Here is a 19,748-nt window from a genome sequence, read left to right on the forward strand (position 1 = left end):
CGGGGCCGACCGGGCCATCCGCACGTCGCGTCGGGCCGTGCGCCCGCGCCGCCACCACAGACCGGAAGGAAGTGACATGCCCGCGTTCACCGCAGCCGACGTGAAGCGTCTCCGCGACGCCACCGGCGCCGGCATGATGGACTGCAAGAAGGCCCTCACCGAGGCCGACGGCGACTACGACAAGGCCGTCGAGCTCCTGCGGGTCAAGGGCGCCAAGGACGTCGGCAAGCGCCTGGAGCGCTCGACCACCAACGGTGTGGTCGTCAGCCGCGACGGCGCCCTGCTCGAGCTGGACTGCGAGACCGACTTCGTCGCCAAGAACGCCGACTTCGTCACGCTCGCCGACCGGCTGCTCGACGTCGCGCTGGCCCAGAAGCCGGCCGACGCCGAGGCGCTGCTGGCCACCGAGGTCGACGGCCAGACCGTCGCCGCGCTGGTCGAGTCGGAGTCGGCGCGCATCGGCGAGAAGCTGGTGCTGTCCCGCTTCGTCGCCTTCGACGGCCCGACCGCCACCTACCTGCACAAGCGCGCCACCGACCTGCCCCCGGCGATCGGTGTCGCGGTGCAGTACTCCGGTGGCAGCGAGGACGCCGCGCGCAGCCTGGCGATGCACATCGCCGCGGCCCGCCCGCGCTACCTGACCCGCGAGGAGGTCCCGGCCGAGACGGTCGAGACCGAGCGCCGGGTCGCCGAGCAGACGGCGAAGGAGGAGGGCAAGCCCGAGCAGGCGATCAGCAAGATCGTCGAGGGGCGGGTCAACGCCTACTACAAGGACTTCGTCCTCCTCGAGCAGCCCTCGATCACCGAGCCGAAGCGCACCGTCAAGCAGGTCATCGGCGAGCAGGGCCTGACCGTGGACCGGTTCGCCCGGTTCGAGGTCGGCCAGAGCTGACACCAGCACGACACAGCAGTAGTCGGGCCCCGCTGCAGGGACCCGCGCCGAGCTCGTTCGGCGTGGGGGGCAGCGGGGCCCTTCTGCTGTCCAGACCGGTCGCCCCGCTCGCTGGGCGCCGATGCGGCAGGATCGACGCAGACGACACCGAGCCGAAGGACATCAGTGACCGACACCAGCGTTGCCAGCAACCCGGAGGGACTGACGTCCGCGCCCACCGCCTTCGCGCCCCCGGACGGCCAGGGCTACTCCCGGGTGATGCTCAAGCTCTCCGGTGAGGCCTTCGGCGGCGGCAAGGTCGGCGTCGACGCCGGCATCGTCCGCAGCATCGCCGAGCAGCTGGCTGCCGTCGTCCACGCCGGCACGCAGGTCGCCGTCGTCGTCGGCGGAGGGAACTTCTTCCGTGGCGCCGAGCTGTCCCAGGCCGGCATGGACCGCCGGCACGCCGACTACATGGGCATGCTGGGCACCGTGATGAACTGCCTGGCCCTGCAGGACTTCTGCGAGCAGGTGGGCCTGGAGACGCGGGTGCAGACCGCGATCACCATGGGCCAGGTCGCCGAGCCCTACATCCCGCGCAAGGCCGTCCGGCACCTGGAGAAGAGCCGGCTGGTCATCTTCGGCGCCGGGGCCGGCATGCCGTACTTCTCCACCGACACCGTCGCCGCGCAGCGGGCCCTGGAGATCGGCTGCCAGGTGCTGCTGATGGCCAAGAACGGGGTGGACGGCGTCTACGACGACGACCCGCGCTCCAACCCGGACGCGACGATGTATGACGACCTCGACTACGGCACCGTGCTGGCCAAGCAGCTCAAGGTCGCCGACGCCACCGCGATCAGCCTCTGCATGGACAACGCGATGCCGATCGTGGTCTTCAACCTGCTCCGCGACGGCAACATCGCCCGCGCCGTCGCAGGTGAGAAGATCGGCACGCTGATCAGCCAGCCGGCCTGACCACCGGCCCGGACACCGGTGCGGACGGCGCTCGCCGGACGCCGCCCGCACCGCAGCACCGTCACCACCCGCCGGCCAGCGCGGCAGCACCTGCCGCAGAAGGAGAGCCTCCCGTGATCGACGACACCCTGCTCGACGCCGAGGAGCGGATGGACAAGGCCCTGTCGGTCGCCCGCGAGGACCTCGGTTCCGTCCGCACCGGCCGCGCCGCCCCGTCCATGTTCAACAAGATCGTCGTCGACTACTACGGCGCCTACACGCCGGTGCCGCAGATGGCCTCGATCAACGTCCCCGAGGCGCGGATGGCGGTGATCAAGCCCTACGACGCCAGCCAGCTCCAGGCGATCGAGCGGGCCATCCGCGACTCCGACCTCGGCGTCAACCCGACCAACGACGGATCGCTGATCCGCGTGGTCTTCCCGCAGCTGACCGAGGAGCGCCGGCGCGAGCTGGTCAAGGTCGCCCGGTCGAAGGGCGAGGACGCCAAGGTCGCCATCCGCAACGTCCGCCGCCGGGCCAAGGAGGAGCTGGACCGCATCGCCAAGGACGGCGAGGCCGGCGAGGACGACGTCCGCCGCGCGGAGAAGGAGCTCGACGACCTCACCGCCACCCACGTGGCCAGCATCGACGAGGCGATGAAGAACAAGGAGGCCGAGCTGCTGGACGTCTGAGCCGACGCGCCGCAGCCCGATGGCCCGCCACCAGTCCCGCCCCGAGCCGCCCGGCCCGGGCAACGAGCGCGCCCGCGGACTGGCCGGGTTCGTCCCCGGCCTGGACTGGGACGACGACCGGGCCGCCCGGCCGCTGGACCGGGGCGGCGCCGACCTGCGCCCCCGGCCCTCCGCCGGGCACCACCGTGCGGACAGCGGACCGCTGCGGCGGGTCGAACCACCGCCGGTCCCGCCCGCACCGCCGACCGCGGAGATCCCGGCGACCGGCCCGGACACCTGGGCCATCGACGGCCCGGACGACGATCCGGACCCCGACGACCGGTACGGCGCCTGGAGCGACGAGCAGGACGACGCCGACGGCGACGAGCCCCCGGCCACGGCGCTGCCCGGCGCGCTGGGCGCCGAGGCGACCGGTGTCCCCCCGCACGAGACGCCCAGCGGCGCCCCGGCGCCGGCCAGCGGCCGGGCCGGCCGCGACATGGCCGCCGCGGTCAGCGTCGGACTGGGCCTGGGCGCGGTCATCCTGGCCTCGCTGCTGGTGTGGCGCCCGGCGTTCCTGCTCGTCCTGACCGTCGCGGTGCTGATCGCGGTGGTGGAGCTCAGTCGGGCCCTGGAGGACGGCGGGCACCGCCCGGCGCTGCCGCCGCTGCTGGTCGGCTCGCTGGCGATCGTGGCGCTGGCCTGGACCCGGGGCCCCACCGGCCTGGTCGTCGCCTTCCTGCTGACGGTCTTCGCCGTGTTGCTCTGGCGGCTGGGTGACGGACCGGTCGGCTACCTCCGGGACGCGTCGGCGGCCGCCTTCGTGGCGCTGTACGTGCCGCTGCTGGCCGGGTTCGCCGTCCTGATGCTGGTCCCCGACGACGGCGCCGTCCGGGTGGTGACCTTCATCGTCACCGTGGTCTGCAGCGACGTGGGTGGCTTCGCCGCCGGCGTGCTGTTCGGCAAGCACCCGCTGGCGCGGTCGGTCAGCCCGAAGAAGTCGTGGGAGGGGCTGGCCGGCTCGGTGGCGGCGTGCGCGCTGGCCGGCACGCTGCTGATCACCCTCGGCCTGGACGGGCCCTGGTGGGGCGGGGTGCTGTTCGGGGTGGCGATCGCACTCACCTCGACCCTGGGCGACCTCGGCGAGTCGCTGCTCAAGCGCGACCTCGGGATCAAGGACATGGGCGCGATGCTCCCCGGCCACGGCGGGCTCATGGACCGGATGGACTCGCTGCTGCCCTCGGCCGCCGTCGCCTACCTGCTGCTGTCGGTCGTCGCCCCGACCTAGGGGCGGACCAGGTCCCACCTGCGGCCCACCGGCACGAGCCCGCGGCGGGCGTACCACTGCTGCGACCGGTCCTGTGCCGCCGCGTCCACCACCACCAGGTCGCAACCCGCTTCCCCGGCGAGCTCGACCGCACGGCGCAGCACGGCGTCGGCAGAGGCCCGCCGGTGGCCGGTGGCCCCGGTCGGCACCGGGTCGAGGACGGCCGTCGCCCCGTCGATCCGCAGCTCTCCGGCGGCGACCACCCGGCCGCCGTCCCGGACTGCCAGGTCGACCACCCGGACCACCCGGTCGTCGCGGCGCTCGCGGCCGGTCAGGTCCGCCACCACCTCCACGGCCGGCCCGCCTCCTCCGGCCGGCAGGACCCCGCCGGCCGCCCGGCGGGCCATCACCACCCAGGGCGAGACCTCCCAGCCCCGCCGCGCCAGCTCGTCGGCGACCGGCGCGGCGGCCGGGTAAAGCAACGTCGCCGCCGGCTCAGCCCAGCGGGCCTCGCCGGCCGCGCGGCCGGTGGCGGCGACGACGGTGTCCGCGTCGGCCGGGCCGGTGACGATCACCCGGTTGTGGTCCCGGGAGTGCCGGACGGCGGGGTCGCTGACGGCGAACCCCACCGGCAGGTCGACCACGGTGGCCGCCCGGCGCAGCGGCAGCGACACGGCCAGCGCGCGGGGGCGGCCTCCCGCGTCGTCCGGGTCGGGCGGCAGCAGCGGCCGGTCCGCGCGCCAGGGCAGGACCGCGACGACCGCGGCGGCGGGCAGCGGCCCGTACAGGTGCGGGAACCGCATGCCCGCCGGGTCGGCGGGGACGCCCGGCTCCAGCCGTACCGGCGCACCCACCCGGGCCGGGTCCACGACCAGGACGACGACGTCCCGGCGCCCGGCGAACAGCGCCGCTGCGGGCAGGTGCACCTGGCCGGGCGCCGACAGGTGCACGAATCCCACCTCGGCCAGCGACGGCGGCACCAGTGCGCCGGTCCGCATCGCGTCCCGCCACTCGGCCGGCGTGGTGAGGTGCAGCAGGACGCCGTCGCTCATGGCATCTGCCTACCGTCCGCCGGGCCTCGACCGGGGGCCAGGGGGCGCCCCGGGCCGTGGCAGCATGCGCCGGTGCCTGCTGAGGGAGCGCCCGGCCCCACCGAGTGGGGGGAGCCGGTCGGCGTGGGCCCGTGGCCGGGACCGTGGCCCGACGACGACCGCTACGACCCGGAGCTGCTCGCCGCCGGCGACCGGCGCAACGTCGTCGACCGGTACCGCTACTGGACGCTCGAGGCGATCGTCGCCGACCTGGACCGGCGCCGGCACCCCTTCCACGTCGCGATCGAGAACTTCGGCCACGACCTGAACATCGGCACGGTGGTCCGCACCGCCAACGCCTTCCTCGCCGCCGAGGTGCACATCGTCGGCCGCCGGCGCTGGAACCGGCGGGGCGCCATGGTCACCGACCGGTACCAGCACCTGCGGCACCACCCGACGGTCGCCGCCCTGTCCTCCTTCGCCGCGGGCGAGGACCTCGCCGTGGTGGCGGTCGACAACGGGCCCGGTGCCGTGCCCCTGGAGACCGCCGACCTGCCCCGGCGGTGCGTGCTGCTGTTCGGCGAGGAGGGGCCGGGCCTGACCGCGGAGGCGCGGGCGGCGGCCACGCTGACCGTCTCCATCACCCAGTTCGGGTCCACCCGCTCGCTCAACGCCGGAGTGGCCGCCGGCATCGCGATGCACGCCTGGGTGCGGCAGCACGCGGTCCCGGGTGGGCTCGGCACCGCTCCGTCCAGTGACTCACAGGCAGGTCGCGTCAGCGGAAAGTGACGCCCTCCCGGCCGCGCCTGCCGGGCCGGACCCCCGTCGTCGGGCAGCATGGCGGGTCGGGTCCGGCCGTTCGGAGCCGGCCGCGGCGGGCGGCCGGGCAGGCCGTCCCACCGGGGGAGGAGCGTTCGTGGACACCGGTCGATCCCGGGACGCCGTCCCCGCCGCGCCGTCCGATCCGGTGGACGGGCCGCCGGCCGACGTCCCCGAGGGCTGGGACGAGGCGTGGCTCCCGGCCTGGCTCGCCTCGGCCGGACCGGAGTCCGCTCCCTCGTCGCAGGCCGACGCGACGACGGCCCGTGGACAGGTCGGGACCCCGGCCGACCACGCGCCGCCCGAGCACACCGATGGCGCGCCCGCGGTCGTCGACGACCTCCTCCGCGAGGACGACGTCGAGAACGGTCAGGACGACGACGAGGACGGCGAGGCCCCGGTCGTGGAGGCCCCGGTCGTCGAGGCGCTGGTGGACGAGAGCCTGGTCGACGCTGCGCGGGACGACCGGTTCGACGGCCGGGACGCGGACGACGGGTACGCGGACGACGGGTACGCGGACGACGGGTACGCGGACGACCACTACGCGGACGACCCCAGCACCGGGCCGGACGCCGACCGGCAGGTGCACCACCCCATCGGCAGCGCCCGCCCGGACCCGGCTCCGGTCGACGTCCGTCCCCGGCGGCTGGCTCGGGTGCTCGTCCCGCTGGTGCTGCTGGCCGTCGGCGCCCTGATCGCCACGCTCACCTCGTTCGGCTCGACCGGCGCCGAGCGGCCGGCCGCGGCGGCGGCCCAGCGGGAGACCATCCCGACGCCCGGTCCGGCGGCGCCGCCGGCGCCCGGCACCGCACGGGTGCCGGTCGGCGCTTCGCCGTCCCCACCCCCCGCCGCACCGACCCCGGTCGTGACCGGGACCCAGCCGACCGCCGGACCGGCGACCGGACCGGTCGCACCGGCGGACCAGGTCGCGCCGGTCGCCGTCGTCCGCCCGCGCTCGGGCGCGCCGGTGGGCACGCCGAGGGTGCCCGCGGGCGGTCCGGCGCCGGCCGTGCCGGCAGCACCGGCCGACCCGCCCGCGCCGGCCGGCCCACCCCCCGGCCCGCCGGTGGGCGGGCTGCCCGCGGGCCCGTCGGCCGACCTCGGCGTCCCCGTCCCGCCGCCCGCCGTGCCGCCACCGCCCGCCGTGCCGCCTCCGCCTCCCGCCCCACTCCCCGCTCCCGCCCCGCCACCGGCTCCCCTCCCGCCACCGGCCCAGGGCCCGGACGGCGGCGTCCCGCCTGCCCCGACCGACCCGCAGCCGCCCGCGCTCCCCGTCGACCCGGGTGGACCCGCCGACCCGGGCATCCCGACGGACCCGGCCGACCCGGTGCCGCCCGACGCCCCCACCGTCCCGACCGACCCCGGCGGCCCGGGACCCGGGGAGCCGACGCCTGAGCCGGTCGAGCCGCCGGCCGACGGCCCCCCGGGAGCCGTGGCACCGGCCCGGCTCGGCTGAGGCACCGCCGCACAGTGGCGGCGACCAGCCGCTGACCACCAGGCTCTGCGGACCGTCATCGTCGGCTCACTTGCTGTTACGACTGGCTACGGGGCGCCGCCGAGGTCACCCGGGAAGGGGACAAGGCGCGTCGTCAAGAGGCTGACCACCTGCGGATTCCGTCGGTAGGGTGCCGCTGCTGTCCCCGTCATCCGTCCCCGAGGAGTCCAGTGGAGCTGCCTTCCCGGCGCGCCGTGGCGGCTGCAGAGCCACCGGTGGGAGCGCTCCGGCCGGTGAGGCGGTCGGTCGCCGCGTGGCCCGGGCTCCTGTTGCAGCTCCTGGTCCGGTGCTGGGCGCTGCTGCAGTCGTCCCCGTCCGGCCGGTCGCTGCGCGCGACCACGCAGGGAGCCGCTCCGCTGACGACGGCGGACCAGGTCGCGCCCGGTGGCGCCCCGGACGAGCGGCTCGCCGGGATCGTCGGCTGGATCGGCGGGCCGGAGGGACGGGGCCGGCTGGTGCCGCGGACCCCGGAGTTCGGCACCCCCCAGGAGGTCCGCGTCTGGGAGGCGTCCGGTGAGTTCGCCGTCCGTCGCATCAGGACCTGGCGGCTGCTCGGCGCGGGGCTGGCCGGCACCGTCTACGAGGTCGAGGACGAGGACGGCACCAGGTACGTGGAGAAGCACTTCGGCGAGATCCCCGCCGAAGGCGCGCACCGGCTCGGACGGCTCGTCACGGCCGCGGTCTTCTCCCTGTTCCGCCAGGCGCCGCTGTCCTTCCGGGAGCGCCCCGAGGCCGTGGTGGCGATGCACCTGATCAACCGCGTCGTCGTGGCCGCGTCCCACCGGCACGTCGACGCCCCGCGGACCCCGGCTCTGCTCTACACCCGCTACGACGCGCGGACGGGCGGATACGTCCAGGCCTTCGCCTTCGTGGACGGCCGGCCGTTGCGGCCGGCCGCGGCGGGCCGACCGCTGCTCGGCGAGGCGTCGGTGGTCCTGCCCACGATGCGCAGGTGGCGGGACTTCCTGGCCCGGGACCTCGGACTGTGGGGCCTCGCCCGACAGGTGGACCCCGCGAACGTCAACGCCTTCAGCAACGTGTGGATCACACCGGACCAGCAGCCGCTGCTGCTCGACCTCGTCCCCGGCGTGCCCGGGTTCCTGGAGCCCCGCTACATCTGGTGGGGACTGCGCCACGGTCAGTTCCCGCCGTTCGCCGACGCCGTGCACGTCGACCGGCTGGAGCGCTGGGTCGCCGACGGGCCCTCGGAACGGGACGACCTGAGCGCCGACCTCCCTCTCCTGCGGCACAGCCTCGACCTCTGGCAGGCCAGCGAGCCACGCCTGGTCGCCTCGCCCCGCCGCCCGCTGGAGCTGCTGCGCGACCACCGGGTCCGGGCCGCCACCCGAGCGGCGCTGCTGACCCACCTCGAGGTGAAGGGCGCGCTGACCGCCGACCAGGCGCACGTGTACCGCCGCGAGCTGGCCGGCACCGGCACGTTCCCCGCCCGGCGGCGTCACACGCTGCTGAAGATGGCGCCGCTGGCCCTGCACCTCGCCTTCGTCGACCGGGTGTACGCGGCCCGACTGCTGCGGCGGCTGCCCTGGACGGCGCTGCGCGCGGCGCGCGCCGTGGCCAGGCTCCCGTGGCGGCTGGGCCGGCGCGTGTGCGCGGTGGCGGTCGCCCTCGTCCAGCAGTTGACCAGCCGCTCGCTGCGCATGCGGACGTTCTACGCGCGGGTCGGCGGCTGGGTGGAGGAGGAGCGCGGACTCGGCCGGCTGTCCGAGCCCGAGGCCGTGGCCATGCGGCGGGAGGTCCAGGACGACCGGGAGACCGCCGACCTGGCCGGGCTGTTCGTCGTGCACCTGTCCATCAGCGCGCTCAAGCACTCGCTCCTGGGTCCCAGCGCCGTCTGGTTCGCGCTGGCGCTGGCGACCGGCCGCTGGTGGCTGGCTGGGCCCGCGCTGGTGGCACCGGTGCTGCGGTTGCTCGCCGCGGTGCTGATGGGCTTCCTCCGCCATCCCCGGCTGCTCGTGCTGAGCGTGATGCCGGACGTGGGCGTGCTCGCCGTCCCCCTGGTCCTGATCGCCCGCCGGTCACTCCTGGGCTTGTTCATCGTCCGGGTGTTCGCGCAGAAGATGGCGCTCGGGGTCCCGGCGTTCGGCGTCCGCGGCGGGCTGCTGGAGATGGCGGCCGTCGGCGCGGTGCAGCTGTTCGTCATCGGGCCGTTCCGCGTGCTGCCGTGGGCGGTGGTGGCCGCCGTCCTGGCCGTGCTGCTGGAGTCCTGGGTCGGCGTGCTCGCCGCCGTGCTCGCCTACCTGGTGGCCGTCGTCTGGGCGCAGCTGCGCCGGCCGGTCGGTGCGCACGGGCTCTCGCTGCCCACCCGGACGGTGGCCTTCGTGGAGCCCGAGGGCAGCCGCGTGGCCTGAGCCACGGGTGAACTGGCTCACGGGGCGTTCGCGCCGTGCCTGCCGGTGGGACCATGGGGAAGCCATGACTGCCCTGCCACTCGTCTTCGACGCCCCGCGGCGCACCAAGCCGCCCCGCCACCTCGCCGATCTCACCCGCGAGGAGGCACGCGCAGCCGTGGCCGAGCTCGGTCAGCCGGCCTTCCGTGCCGACCAGCTGGCCCGGCACTACTACGCCGGCGTGACCGATCCGGCGCTGATGACCGACCTGCCGGCCGCCGCCCGTGCGGACCTGGCCGCTGCCCTGCTGCCCGGGCTGCTCACGCCGGTGCGGCACCAGTCGGCCGACGGCGGGCGCACCCGCAAGACGCTGTGGCGCCTGCACGACGGTGCCCTGGTCGAGAGCGTGCTGATGCGCTATCCCGAGCGGGCCACCGTCTGCATCTCCAGCCAGGCCGGTTGCGGGATGGCCTGCCCGTTCTGTGCCACCGGCCAGAGCGGGCTCACCCGGAACCTCTCCGCCGCCGAGATCATCGGCCAGGCCGTCGCCGCGGCCGCCGCGATGGCCGGCGGGGAGATCGCCGGGGGTCCCGGCCGGCTGTCCAACGTCGTCTTCATGGGCATGGGGGAGCCGCTGGCCAACTATCCCCGGGTGCGCAAGACCCTCGACGCGCTGCTCAGCGCCGCGCCGCACGGGCTGGGGCTGTCGCAGCGGTCGGTGACCGTCTCGACGGTGGGGCTGGTGCCCGCCATCCGGCGGCTCACCGAGGAGCGCCTCAACGTCACCCTCGCGGTGAGCCTGCACGCCCCGGACGACGAGCTGCGGGACACCCTGGTGCCGATTAACACCCGCTGGAAGGTCGGCGAGGTGCTCGGCGCGGCCGACGACTACGCCGTCCGCACCGGCCGCCGCTACTCCGTGGAGTACGCGCTCATCCGGGACGTCAACGACCAGCCGTTCCGGGCCGACCTGCTCGGCTCGCTGCTCCGCGACCGGTTGGCGCACGTGAACCTCATCCCGCTGAACCCGACCCCGGGCAGCCCCTGGGACGCCAGCCCGCTGCCCGCGCAGCGCGAGTTCGTCGCCCGCCTGCGCGCCGCCGGCGTGCCGACGACGGTGCGCGACACCCGCGGCTCGGACATCGACGGCGCCTGCGGGCAGTTGGCCGCGGCCGACCAGGTCGACGGGGTGCCCAGCGTCGCGCTGCCGGTGCCTGGGGTCGAGGACGGCGTCGCGCTCGGCGCCGAGTCGGACCAGGGATGACCGCGGGGGGCACGGAGCAGGCGGAAGCGCACTCGCACACGCACGCCGACGTCTCCGGCGGGTGGCTGCGGGCCGCGGTGTTCGGCGCCATGGACGGTCTGGTGACCAACACCGCGCTGGTGGCCGGGGTGGCCGGTGGCGGGGTGGGCCCGCACGCCGTCGTCCTGTCCGGGGTCGCCGGGCTGGCCGCGGGCGCCATCTCGATGGCGCTGGGCGAGTACACCTCGGTGAGCACCCAGAACGAGCAGCTGGACCTCGAGGTCGCCAAGGAGCGGCACGAGCTGGCCACCAACCCCACCGGCGAGCAGCGAGAGCTCGCCGAGCTGTGGGAGGCGCGGGGACTGGACCCGGCGCTGGCCCGGGAGGTCGCCGAGCAGCTGTCCCGCGACCCGGAGCAGGCGCTGCGGGTGCACGCGGTGAACGAGCTGGGCCTGGACCCCGAGGAGAAGCCGTCGCCGATGACCGCGGCGGTGTCCTCCTTCCTGTGCTTCGCCGTCGGCGCCGTCATCCCGCTGCTGCCGTTCCTGCTCGGGGTGCCGGTGCTGTGGCTGGCGCTGCTCTGCGGCGGCCTGGGGCTCGTCGCCGCCGGTGCGATCTCCGCGCGCTTCACCGCCCGCCCCTGGTGGCAGGCGGGGCTGCGCCAGCTGCTGTTCGGTGCCGCGGCCGCCGGGGCCACCTACCTGATCGGACTGGCGATCGGCTCGGGCCCCGTCTGACGTCAGGGGGCGCAGGACATCCCGGCGGCGGTCACCGCGGCGCGGGTCTCCTCGGTCCCCAGCCGGGCGATGGTGTCGCCCACCGGGTCGCTGACCGGCAGGACCCCGATCGGGCCGACGTCCGTGCGGGCCAGCGACACCAGGTCCGGGACGGACGTGCCCGCGTCCACGGTCACCGCGCCGGAGGCCGCCCAGGCCACCTTCTGCAGCCGCCACGGCCGGACCAGCGAGCCCTGGACGGCACCGGTGAGCGCGGAGAGCACCGTGCCGGCCGTCGCGGCCCGTCCGTCGGGGTCGACGTCGGCGGGCACCCACCGGCCGTCGACCCGGTGCTCGGGGTGCCGGGACCGCACCAGGGCGAGCGCGGTCGCGCCGTCCACGTGCTGCCTCCCGGCCTCGTTCAGCTGGAGCCCGGCGGCCGGGTCGCGCACCGCGGCGGGGACGTCGACGTCCAGGCCGCCGGCGGCGTCCACCACCGCGGCGAAGCCGGCCAGGTCGACCGTGACCAGGTGGTCGGTGGGGATGCCGAGACCGCAGAGCGCGTCGACCGTCCGCTGCGGGCCGTCCAGCCAGGTGAGGGCCAGCCGGGAGGCCGACGTCCCCGAGCGGACGACGAGGTCGCGGGGGACCGACAGGGCGGTCACGCCGTCGGCCGTCTCGTGCACGACCACCACCACGTCGGCGCGGCTGCCGGGGACGTCCTCGGCCGTCCCGAAGTCGGCGACCGAGGCGCCGGCCGGGAGCTCCGCGCGGGAGTCCAGCCCGACCAGCACCCAGGTGGTGCCCTCGCCGGCGCGCAGGTCCGCCTCGAGCCCGCCGATGCGGGAGGCCACCAGCGTCGCGTCGGCCGCGAGCAGGACGGCCAGGGCGGCGAGGACGGCGAGGGCTGCCCGGCGGCGGTGCCGCCGGGCAGCCGGGTCAGGACGCGGCGAACGCCGGCCAGGAGGTCCCTGGCCGGCGTCCGCCGTGGTGTCCGGTGCGGTCATGCTCAGGCCTGGGTGGCCCCGGTGTTGCGGCGACGGGCGACCAGCAGCGCGCCGCCGCCGGCGAGGACGAGCGCCCCGCCGAGGGCCAGCGGCACGGCGACGTCGGCGCCGGTGTAGGCCAGGCCGCTGCCCGCGGTCGCGACCGCGGCGCCGGAGCCGACCCGCAGCGTCTCCTGGAAGTAGCTGCCGTCCGCACCCACGTAGACGAAGGTGTGGTCGCTCAGGGCCGTGCCGGCCGGGATGGTGAAGGTGGCGGTGACGACGCCGTTGGCGTCGGCCGTGAAGGTGCCCAGCACGACCGGGGTCGAGTGCATGGTCAGGGTGACCTGCTCGTTCGGCTTGAAGCCGGTGAGGACCCGGGTGACCTGCTTGCCGGGGGCCAGCTCGGACGCAGAGGCCGAGGAGGTCTTCGCGACGATGCCGGGGGTGTTGGCCGACGCGCCGCGGATGGCGGCGGGCACCGGGGTGCTGGCCGGGGCCGGGGTGTCGACCGTCTGCTTCTGGTCGGGGGCCGGGGCCGGGGCCGGGTTCGTGCCCGCGGCGGTGACCGTGATCCCGACGATCGGGTACTCGAGTGGCTCGCCGGCGTAGGTGTTGTCGCACAGGGCGCCCAGCTCGTGCGCGCCCAGCTCGACGTCGGCCGGGAAGGACAGCGTCACCGACCAGTTCCCCTCGGCGTCGGCCTCGCCGACGGCGATCTCGTCGGTGTCATTCGCGGCGTCGGTGAGGACGACCGCGTACGCCGGGTAGTCCTCCTCGACGGTCATGCAGCCGGTGCCGGTGACGGTGAACTCCGCGCCGGCGGCGATCGTGGCGGGCGCGACCGGAGCGGTCAGCTCGGCGGCGGAGGCGACGGTCGCGAACGCGAGGCCGGCGGCCGCGGTGCCGACGGTGAGGCCGGTCGCGACGGCGACGCGGGAGCGGAACAGGCGGGTCATCGGGATCTCCGGTTCGAGGTCGTCGGCCCGGACGTCCGGACCTGCTGCCGTCTGTCTAATGGACGGACAATGGCCGGAATGGCACTCCTTGCTACGACACGCCCGCGATGCCGACCAACTCGTCACACACGTCCCACGGATCGTCCAGATCGGAAGACGACGGATGTGTGTCGATCTGTCCACTTCTGGTCGCTCCGATGGCGAGTGTGTGATCGACCAGGCCCGAGCCGGGCGACCCCGGACGCGCCGGACGCCGGCCAGGAGGTCCTGGCCGGCGTCCGGGGGGGCCGGGGGGGCGGTCGCTCACATCCGGATCGGTCGTCCGGTGCGCACCTCCGCCGGTCCGCGGTCCTGGACGGGAGGCGTCGCGGCCGCCAGGACCACCCGGACCGGCGGGTACGCCTGGTCGTCGTGGTAGCGGTCGCAGGTCGCCTGGAGGGTGTACCGGCCGAGCGGATCGGTCGACGAGAAGCGCTCGGTGAACGTGTAGCTGCCGTCCTCGTGTACCTGGGCGCCGTCCCCGATCGCGGGCTCGTCGGTGCTGACGATCCAGGCGCCGGCCGGCGGGGCCGCGGGGTCGTCCTGGGAGCAGCCGGTGACCGTGACGGTGAACTCCTGGCCGCGGACGACCACGCTGGGGAAGACGATCGGCGCCGGCAGCGGCGCGGGAGCGGCGGTGGCCGGCGCGGCCGTCGCGGGCGAGGCGCCGAGCAGCAGCCCGGCGGTCACGGTGGCCAGGGCGCTCCCGGTGGCCACGGCGGCGCGGGAACGGGACAGACGGGTCATCGGGTCTCCGGTCGGGATCGGGGGCCCGGTGACCCGGGCCTGCGGCGACCGTGTCCACGGGGCGTCGCCCGCCGACCTCTCCCGGGCAGCGACGACACGCTGACGCAGGGTCCCAGCTGCCCGACCGGCTGCCGGATCGTCCAGCTCCCGGGACGACCGAGGCCGCCTCCCCGAGGGGAGGCGGCCCGTGGTCGTGTGCCGCCCGGCAGGCGGCGGCGGGGTCAGCGCGAGCGCCAGGCGTTCTTCCGGCGGCGGACGTCCCAGATCAGGATGACGACCAGCGTGAGCCCGGAGCCGATCAGCCACAGGTTCTCCACGTCGCCCTGGTGGTTGCCGAACACCATGGCGAACAGGAAGACGATCGGCAGCACCAGCGCGAGCCGCCCGTACTTCCCCATCTCGTGGTGCCAGCCCCACTCCTCGGGGCTCTCGTGCTGGATCGGGACGGCGCCGGCCCGCTGGATGCCCTCCTCGCGCGCGGACTGCTCGACCACCCCGGCGCTGGTCTGGTGGCCCATCCCCCGGCCGCTGTGCTCGCTCACCTGGCCTCCTCGCTGGCGCTCGTCAGCCGCGTCCGCGACGCTGCTGCGCTGATCGGTGAACCTGCGAGCTCGTTCACGCACACTCCCCGCTGATGATCGTCGGCCGCGTCGGCGGCGCTGTCGCTGTGGTCCCCTGCTGCCACCCGGCGCGCCGGGTCGCACCAGGGATGATGCCAGGCAGGCCCGGGAGCCACCCGGCGACCGGCGGTCCGGGTGCGCGTGTTGACAGGATGACGCCGTGAGCGAGCCGCGGAGTGTCACCGTGCTGGGGTCCACCGGGTCGATCGGCCGGCAGGCCATCGCCGTCGCGCAGCAGTTCCCCGAGCGGCTCCAGGTGACCGGCCTGGCCGCCGGGGGAGGGGACGTCGCCCTCCTGGCCGAGCAGGCACTCGCGCTCGGCGTCCGGACCGTCGCCGTCGCCCGGGCCACCGCCGCGCAGGACCTCCAGCTCGCCTTCTACGCCGCGGCGTCCCAGCGCGGCTGGGCGAAGGGCCAGTACGCGCTGCCCGAGATCCTCGCCGGGCCGCGCGCCGCGGAGGAGCTGGCCGCCCGCCCGGCCGACGTCGTCCTCAACGGCATCACCGGCTCGATCGGGCTGGGGCCCACGCTCGCCGCCCTCGGAGCCGGCCGGACGGTGGCGCTGGCGAACAAGGAGTCCCTGGTCGCCGGCGGCGCGCTGGTCACCGCGGCCGCGGCGCCGGGGCAGCTGGTGCCGGTCGACTCCGAGCACTCCGCGCTGGCGCAGTGCCTCCGTGGCGGCGCGCGAGGCGAGGTGGCTCGGCTGGTGCTCACCGCCAGTGGCGGGCCGTTCCGCGGCCGCAGCGCCGACGAGCTGGCCGACGTCACCCCCGAGCAGGCCCTGGCCCACCCCACCTGGGACATGGGGCCGGTGGTGACCATCAACTCGGCCACCCTGGTCAACAAGGGGCTGGAGCTGATCGAGGCCCACCTGCTGTTCGGCGTCCCGTACGCCGACATCGACGTCGTCGTCCACCCGCAGTCCATCGTGCACTCGATGGTGACCTTCGCCGACGGGGCGACCATCGCCCAGGCGAGTCCGCCGGACATGCGGCTGCCGATCGCGCTGGCGCTGGCCTGGCCCGACCGGCTGCCCGGCGTCCAGCCGGCCCTGGACTGGTCGGCGGCCGGCTCCTGGGAGTTCGCCCCGCTGGACTCCACCGCGTTCCCCGCGGTGCGGCTGGCCCGGCAGGCCGGGGAGGCCGGCGGCGTCGTCCCGGCGCTGTACAACGCGGCCAACGAGGAGGCGGTCGCCGCGTTCACCGCGCGGCGGCTGTCGTTCCCAGCGATCGTCCAGGTCGTCGCGCGTACCCTCGACGAGGCGCCGGACCTCGGTGCACCCACCTGCGTCGAGGACGTGCTGGCCGCGGAGAAGTGGGCCCGGGAGCACGCCCGCGCCGCGATCGCCGGAGGCTGAGCTGAGCGGGTTCCTGTTGACGATCCTCGGGATCGTCGCCTTCGCCGTGGGGCTGCTGTTCTCCATCGGCTTCCACGAGTTCGGCCACTTCTTCTGGGCCCGCCGGTTCGGCATGCGGGTGCCCCAGTTCTTCGTCGGCTTCGGCCCGACGGTCTTCTCCCGCCGCCGCGGGGAGACCGAGTTCGGCATCAAGGCCGTGCCGCTGGGCGGCTTCATCCGGATCGTCGGCATGATCCCGCCGGCCGAGGAGGGCGAAAGCAAGCGCGCCACCCGGATGCGCAGCTTCATCGCCGAGGTCCGCGGCCAGGCGCAGACCGACGTGCTCCCCACAGACGCCCAGCGGGTCTTCTGGAAGAAGCCGTGGTGGCAGCGGGTGGTCGTGATGTCCGCCGGCCCGCTGCACAACCTGGTCCTCGCCGTCGTGTTCTTCACCGTGGTGCTGGTCGGCTTCGGGGTGCCGGAGTCCACCACGACCATCGCCTCGATCCCGGCCTGCGTGCTCCCGGCCGGCGCGGAAAGCGCCGGCGCCGCCGATCCCTGCCGGGTCCCGATCACCCCCGCCGGCCGGCGGTGCGAGGCCGGCAGCCCCGGGTGCGCCCTGCCGGCGGAGAGCCCGGCCGCCGCCGCCGGCCTCCGCCCCGGCGACACCGTGCTCGCCGTGGGCGGCGAACCGGTCTCGCAGGAGACGGACACCGGGTGGCTCCAGGTGCAGCAGGCGATCCGCGGCAGCATCGACACGCCCGTGGAGCTGACCGTCCGGCGGGACGGCGCGGAGCGCGACCTCACCGTCGTCCCGATCGAGAACACCGTGTACGCCGACGCCGAGGGCGAGCGGACGATGCAGGTCGGCTACGTCGGGGTCAGCCCGGCGCAGACCTACGTGCAGCAGCCGGTCACCGCCGTCCCCGGGTTCCTCGGGGACATGATCGTCCGGTCGGTCGACCGGCTGACGGAGATCCCGCAGCGCATCCCGGCCCTGTTCGGGGCGGTGTTCCTCGGGGAGGAGCGCGACCCCAACGGCCCGATCGGCGTCGTGGGCGTCAGCCGCATCTCCGGCGAGGTGTTCTCCTTCGAGGGGTTCAGCGTGGCGGAGAAGGCCAGCTTCTTCTTCCAGCTGCTGGCCGGGGTGAACCTGGTGCTGTTCCTGTTCAACCTGCTGCCGATCTACCCGCTGGACGGCGGGCACGTGGCCGGCGCGCTGTACGAGAAGGCCCGCGCCACCGTCGCCCGGCTGCGCGGACGCCCGGACCCGGGCCCGTTCGACATCGCCCGGCTGATGCCGGTCGCCTACGTCGTCGCGGGGCTGTTCCTCGTGCTGTCCGGGCTGCTGTTCATCGCCGACATCGTCAACCCGATCACGCTGGGGTAGCGGCGGGCCCCTGAGCGGCCGGACCACGTCACACCCGCTGCACCGGCAGCGTCCCCGGCGCGGGGGATACTGGTCGGCATGGCGATCCCGGTCAGTCTCGGCATGCCCGCAGCTCCGCCGCCCGTGCTGGCACCGCGGCGGAAGACGCGGCAGCTCGACGTGGGCGGGGTCGGCGTCGGCAGCGACTCCCCGGTCAGCGTGCAGTCGATGTGCACGACCAAGACCGCGGACATCAACGCCACCCTCCAGCAGATCGCCGAGCTGACCGCCTCGGGCTGCCAGATCGTCCGCGTCGCCGTCCCGGACACCGACGACGCCGAGGCGCTGCCGATCATCGCCAGGAAGTCGCAGATCCCGGTCATCGCAGACATCCACTTCCAGCCGCGCTACGTCTTCGCCGCGATCGACGCCGGCTGCGCCGCCGTCCGGGTCAACCCCGGCAACATCAAGAAGTTCGACGACAAGGTCGGTGAGATCGCCAAGGCGGCCAAGGCCGCCGGCACGCCGATCCGGATCGGGGTCAATGCCGGGTCGCTCGACCGCCGGCTGCTGGCCAAGTACGGCAAGGCCACCCCGGAGGCGCTGGTCGAGTCCGCGCTCTGGGAGTGCTCGCTGTTCGAGGAGCACGACTTCCGCGACATCAAGATCTCGGTCAAGCACAACGACCCGGTGGTCATGGTGCGCGCCTACGAGCTGCTGGCCGAGCAGTGCGACTACCCGCTGCACCTCGGCGTCACCGAGGCCGGCCCGTCCTTCCAGGGCACCATCAAGTCCGCCGTGGCCTTCGGCGCGCTGCTGAGCCGGGGGATCGGCGACACGATCCGGGTGTCGCTGTCCGCCCCGCCGGTGGAGGAGGTCAAGGTCGGCAACCAGATCCTGGAGTCGCTCAACCTCCGCCAGCGCGGCCTGGAGATCGTCAGCTGCCCGTCCTGCGGCCGCGCCCAGGTCGACGTCTACAAGCTGGCCAACGAGGTGACCGCCGGGCTGGAGGGCATGGAGGTCCCCCTCCGGGTCGCCGTCATGGGGTGCGTCGTCAACGGCCCCGGGGAGGCCCGCGAGGCCGACCTGGGCGTGGCGTCGGGGAACGGCAAGGGGCAGATCTTCGTCCGCGGCGAGGTCATCAAGACCGTGTCCGAGTCCCAGATCGTGGAGACGCTGATCGAGGAGGCCATGCGCATCGCCGCCGAGCAGGTCGACGCCGGGACCCCGTCCGGTCCGCCGGTCGTCACCGTCAGCTGAGGACGGCGGCAGCCCAGGGCACGGGACGGGAGCGCGAGAGGTGCTGCGGTCGGCGTCGGCGCGCGTCCTCGACGAGGACGACGAGGCCGCGGTCCGGGAGCTGCTGGCCACCGACCCGGTCAGCGCCTGCATGCTCGCCGGGCGGGTGGAGTCGCACGGCACCGCCGCGGCGACGCTGGGTGCGCCGCTGTGGGGCCTGTACTCCGGCCGGCAGCTCGACGCGGTCTGCCTGGCCGGCGCCAACCTGATCCCGTTCGCCCGCCCCGGCGCCGAGCGCGCTGCCGCGGTGGCCTTCGCCGACCGGGCACGGCGGGCCGGGCGCCGCTGCTCGACCGTCGTCGGTCCGGCGTCGGCGGTCAACCCGCTGTGGGAGCTGCTGGCGCCGTCCTGGGGCCCGGCGAGGGAGGTCCGCGCGCGGCAGCCGCTGCTGGCCATCGAGGGCCCTCCGGCGGTGCCGGCCGAGCCCCGCGTCCGGCCGGTCCGCCTGAGCGAGCTGGACGTCCTGCTGCCCGCCGCGGTGTCGATGTTCACCGAGGAGGTCGGCGTCAGCCCGCTGCGGATCGACGGTGGGGCCGGCTACCGCGCCCGGGTGGCCGAGCTGGTCCGGGCCGGCCAGGCGCTGGCCTGGATCGAGGACGGCCGGGTCGTCTTCAAGGCCGACGTCGGGGCCGTCTCCCGCGACGCCTGCCAGCTGCAGGGGGTCTGGGTGGCGCCGCAGTGGCGTGGCCGGGGGATCGGCCAGCGCGGCACCGCGGCCGCCGTCGAGTACGCCCGGACGGCCATCGCCCCGGTGGTCAGCCTCTACGTCAACGACTTCAACGGTGCGGCCCGCGCCGCCTACGCCCGGGTGGGCTTCACCCAGGTCGGTACCTTCGCCTCGGTCCTCTTCTGAGGAAGGACCCCTCTGCCCCCCACTGCTCGCAGGCTCGCAGCGGGTCCCTGCAGAGGGGCCGCTCCATCACCTCACCTGCCCCCCACTGCTCGTAGGCTCGCAGCGGGTCCCTGCTGAGGGGCCGC

18 protein-coding genes are annotated in these 19,748 nt (G+C 75.2%); 13 read left to right on the forward strand and 5 right to left on the reverse strand.

Going from position 1 to position 19,748, the window contains the following annotated elements; translation table 11 throughout:
* Positions 1-76 precede the first annotated feature (76 nt).
* The 4 genes from tsf (at position 77) to ACWIX6_RS06270 (ending at position 3,784) form a co-directional block, all read left to right on the forward strand.
* The gene (tsf, locus tag ACWIX6_RS06255; RefSeq protein ID WP_448615976.1) at positions 77-892 is read left to right on the forward strand and encodes a translation elongation factor Ts; all 816 of its coding nucleotides are present in this window, start codon (positions 77-79) and stop codon (positions 890-892) included.
* 165 nt (positions 893-1,057) lie between these two features.
* The gene (gene pyrH, locus ACWIX6_RS06260) at positions 1,058-1,846 is read left to right on the forward strand and encodes a UMP kinase (RefSeq protein ID WP_448615977.1); all 789 of its coding nucleotides are present in this window, start codon (positions 1,058-1,060) and stop codon (positions 1,844-1,846) included.
* Between the two features lie 113 nt (positions 1,847-1,959).
* On the forward strand, positions 1,960-2,517 hold the full coding sequence (gene frr, locus ACWIX6_RS06265) for a ribosome recycling factor (RefSeq protein ID WP_448615978.1): 558 nt from the start codon (positions 1,960-1,962) through the stop codon (positions 2,515-2,517).
* Between the two features lie 19 nt (positions 2,518-2,536).
* Complete coding sequence (locus ACWIX6_RS06270) at positions 2,537-3,784, forward strand: phosphatidate cytidylyltransferase (protein ID WP_448615979.1); 1,248 nt, start codon at positions 2,537-2,539, stop codon at positions 3,782-3,784.
* Here the strand turns inward: ACWIX6_RS06270 and ACWIX6_RS06275 are convergent.
* Positions 3,781-4,815: a DUF952 domain-containing protein gene (locus ACWIX6_RS06275; protein WP_448615980.1), complete on the reverse strand. Its 1,035-nt coding sequence runs from the start codon at positions 4,813-4,815 to the stop codon at positions 3,781-3,783. The two genes, ACWIX6_RS06270 and ACWIX6_RS06275, sit on opposite strands and share 4 nt — an antisense overlap.
* Before the next feature lie 72 nt (positions 4,816-4,887).
* On the opposite strand from ACWIX6_RS06275, the gene ACWIX6_RS06280 reads away from it, so the two are divergent.
* The 5 genes from ACWIX6_RS06280 (at position 4,888) to ACWIX6_RS06300 (ending at position 11,436) form a co-directional block, all read left to right on the forward strand.
* On the forward strand, positions 4,888-5,583 hold the full coding sequence (locus ACWIX6_RS06280; RefSeq protein WP_448615981.1) for a TrmH family RNA methyltransferase: 696 nt from the start codon (positions 4,888-4,890) through the stop codon (positions 5,581-5,583).
* A gap of 127 nt (positions 5,584-5,710) precedes the next feature.
* Positions 5,711-7,069, forward strand: coding sequence for a hypothetical protein (locus tag ACWIX6_RS06285; RefSeq protein ID WP_448615982.1), 1,359 nt, complete (start codon positions 5,711-5,713; stop codon positions 7,067-7,069).
* 272 nt (positions 7,070-7,341) lie between these two features.
* Complete coding sequence (locus ACWIX6_RS06290) at positions 7,342-9,477, forward strand: hypothetical protein (protein WP_448615983.1); 2,136 nt, start codon at positions 7,342-7,344, stop codon at positions 9,475-9,477.
* Between the two features lie 64 nt (positions 9,478-9,541).
* Entirely contained in the window at positions 9,542-10,720 is a 1,179-nt protein-coding gene (rlmN, locus tag ACWIX6_RS06295) for a 23S rRNA (adenine(2503)-C(2))-methyltransferase RlmN (RefSeq protein ID WP_448615984.1), read from the forward strand.
* Positions 10,717-11,436, forward strand: coding sequence for a VIT1/CCC1 transporter family protein (locus ACWIX6_RS06300; RefSeq protein WP_448615985.1), 720 nt, complete (start codon positions 10,717-10,719; stop codon positions 11,434-11,436). The genes rlmN and ACWIX6_RS06300 overlap by 4 nt, the downstream gene beginning before the upstream one ends.
* Positions 11,437-11,438: 2 nt before the next feature.
* Here ACWIX6_RS06300 and ACWIX6_RS06305 read toward each other — a convergent pair whose 3' ends face one another.
* The 4 genes from ACWIX6_RS06305 to ACWIX6_RS06320 all read right to left on the reverse strand — a co-directional run bounded on the left by ACWIX6_RS06305 (position 11,439) and on the right by ACWIX6_RS06320 (position 14,688).
* The gene (locus ACWIX6_RS06305) at positions 11,439-12,422 is read right to left on the reverse strand and encodes an LCP family protein (RefSeq protein WP_448615986.1); all 984 of its coding nucleotides are present in this window, start codon (positions 12,420-12,422) and stop codon (positions 11,439-11,441) included.
* A gap of 2 nt (positions 12,423-12,424) precedes the next feature.
* Positions 12,425-13,360 carry an LPXTG cell wall anchor domain-containing protein gene (locus tag ACWIX6_RS06310; RefSeq protein WP_448615987.1) on the reverse strand — a complete coding sequence of 312 codons (936 nt, stop codon included), beginning with the start codon at positions 13,358-13,360 and terminating at the stop codon, positions 12,425-12,427.
* Positions 13,361-13,663: 303 nt separating this feature from the next.
* The gene (locus ACWIX6_RS06315; RefSeq protein ID WP_448615988.1) at positions 13,664-14,146 is read right to left on the reverse strand and encodes a hypothetical protein; all 483 of its coding nucleotides are present in this window, start codon (positions 14,144-14,146) and stop codon (positions 13,664-13,666) included.
* A 221-nt stretch (positions 14,147-14,367) separates the two neighbouring features.
* Positions 14,368-14,688, reverse strand: coding sequence for a DUF2631 domain-containing protein (locus ACWIX6_RS06320; protein WP_448615989.1), 321 nt, complete (start codon positions 14,686-14,688; stop codon positions 14,368-14,370).
* Between the two features lie 238 nt (positions 14,689-14,926).
* Between ACWIX6_RS06320 and dxr the strand changes: the two genes are divergently transcribed.
* The 4 genes from dxr to ACWIX6_RS06340 all read left to right on the forward strand — a co-directional run bounded on the left by dxr (position 14,927) and on the right by ACWIX6_RS06340 (position 19,623).
* Positions 14,927-16,123, forward strand: coding sequence for a 1-deoxy-D-xylulose-5-phosphate reductoisomerase (dxr, locus tag ACWIX6_RS06325; protein ID WP_448615990.1), 1,197 nt, complete (start codon positions 14,927-14,929; stop codon positions 16,121-16,123).
* A gap of 16 nt (positions 16,124-16,139) precedes the next feature.
* Positions 16,140-17,492, forward strand: coding sequence for a M50 family metallopeptidase (locus ACWIX6_RS06330; protein ID WP_448615991.1), 1,353 nt, complete (start codon positions 16,140-16,142; stop codon positions 17,490-17,492).
* A gap of 78 nt (positions 17,493-17,570) precedes the next feature.
* Positions 17,571-18,731 carry a flavodoxin-dependent (E)-4-hydroxy-3-methylbut-2-enyl-diphosphate synthase gene (gene ispG, locus ACWIX6_RS06335; protein WP_448615992.1) on the forward strand — a complete coding sequence of 387 codons (1,161 nt, stop codon included), beginning with the start codon at positions 17,571-17,573 and terminating at the stop codon, positions 18,729-18,731.
* A 40-nt stretch (positions 18,732-18,771) separates the two neighbouring features.
* A complete protein-coding gene (locus tag ACWIX6_RS06340; RefSeq protein WP_448615993.1) occupies positions 18,772-19,623 on the forward strand; it encodes a GNAT family N-acetyltransferase in 852 nt (283 codons plus the stop codon).
* Positions 19,624-19,748 lie beyond the last annotated feature (125 nt).

The organism is Modestobacter sp. URMC 112 (genome assembly GCF_053502575.1).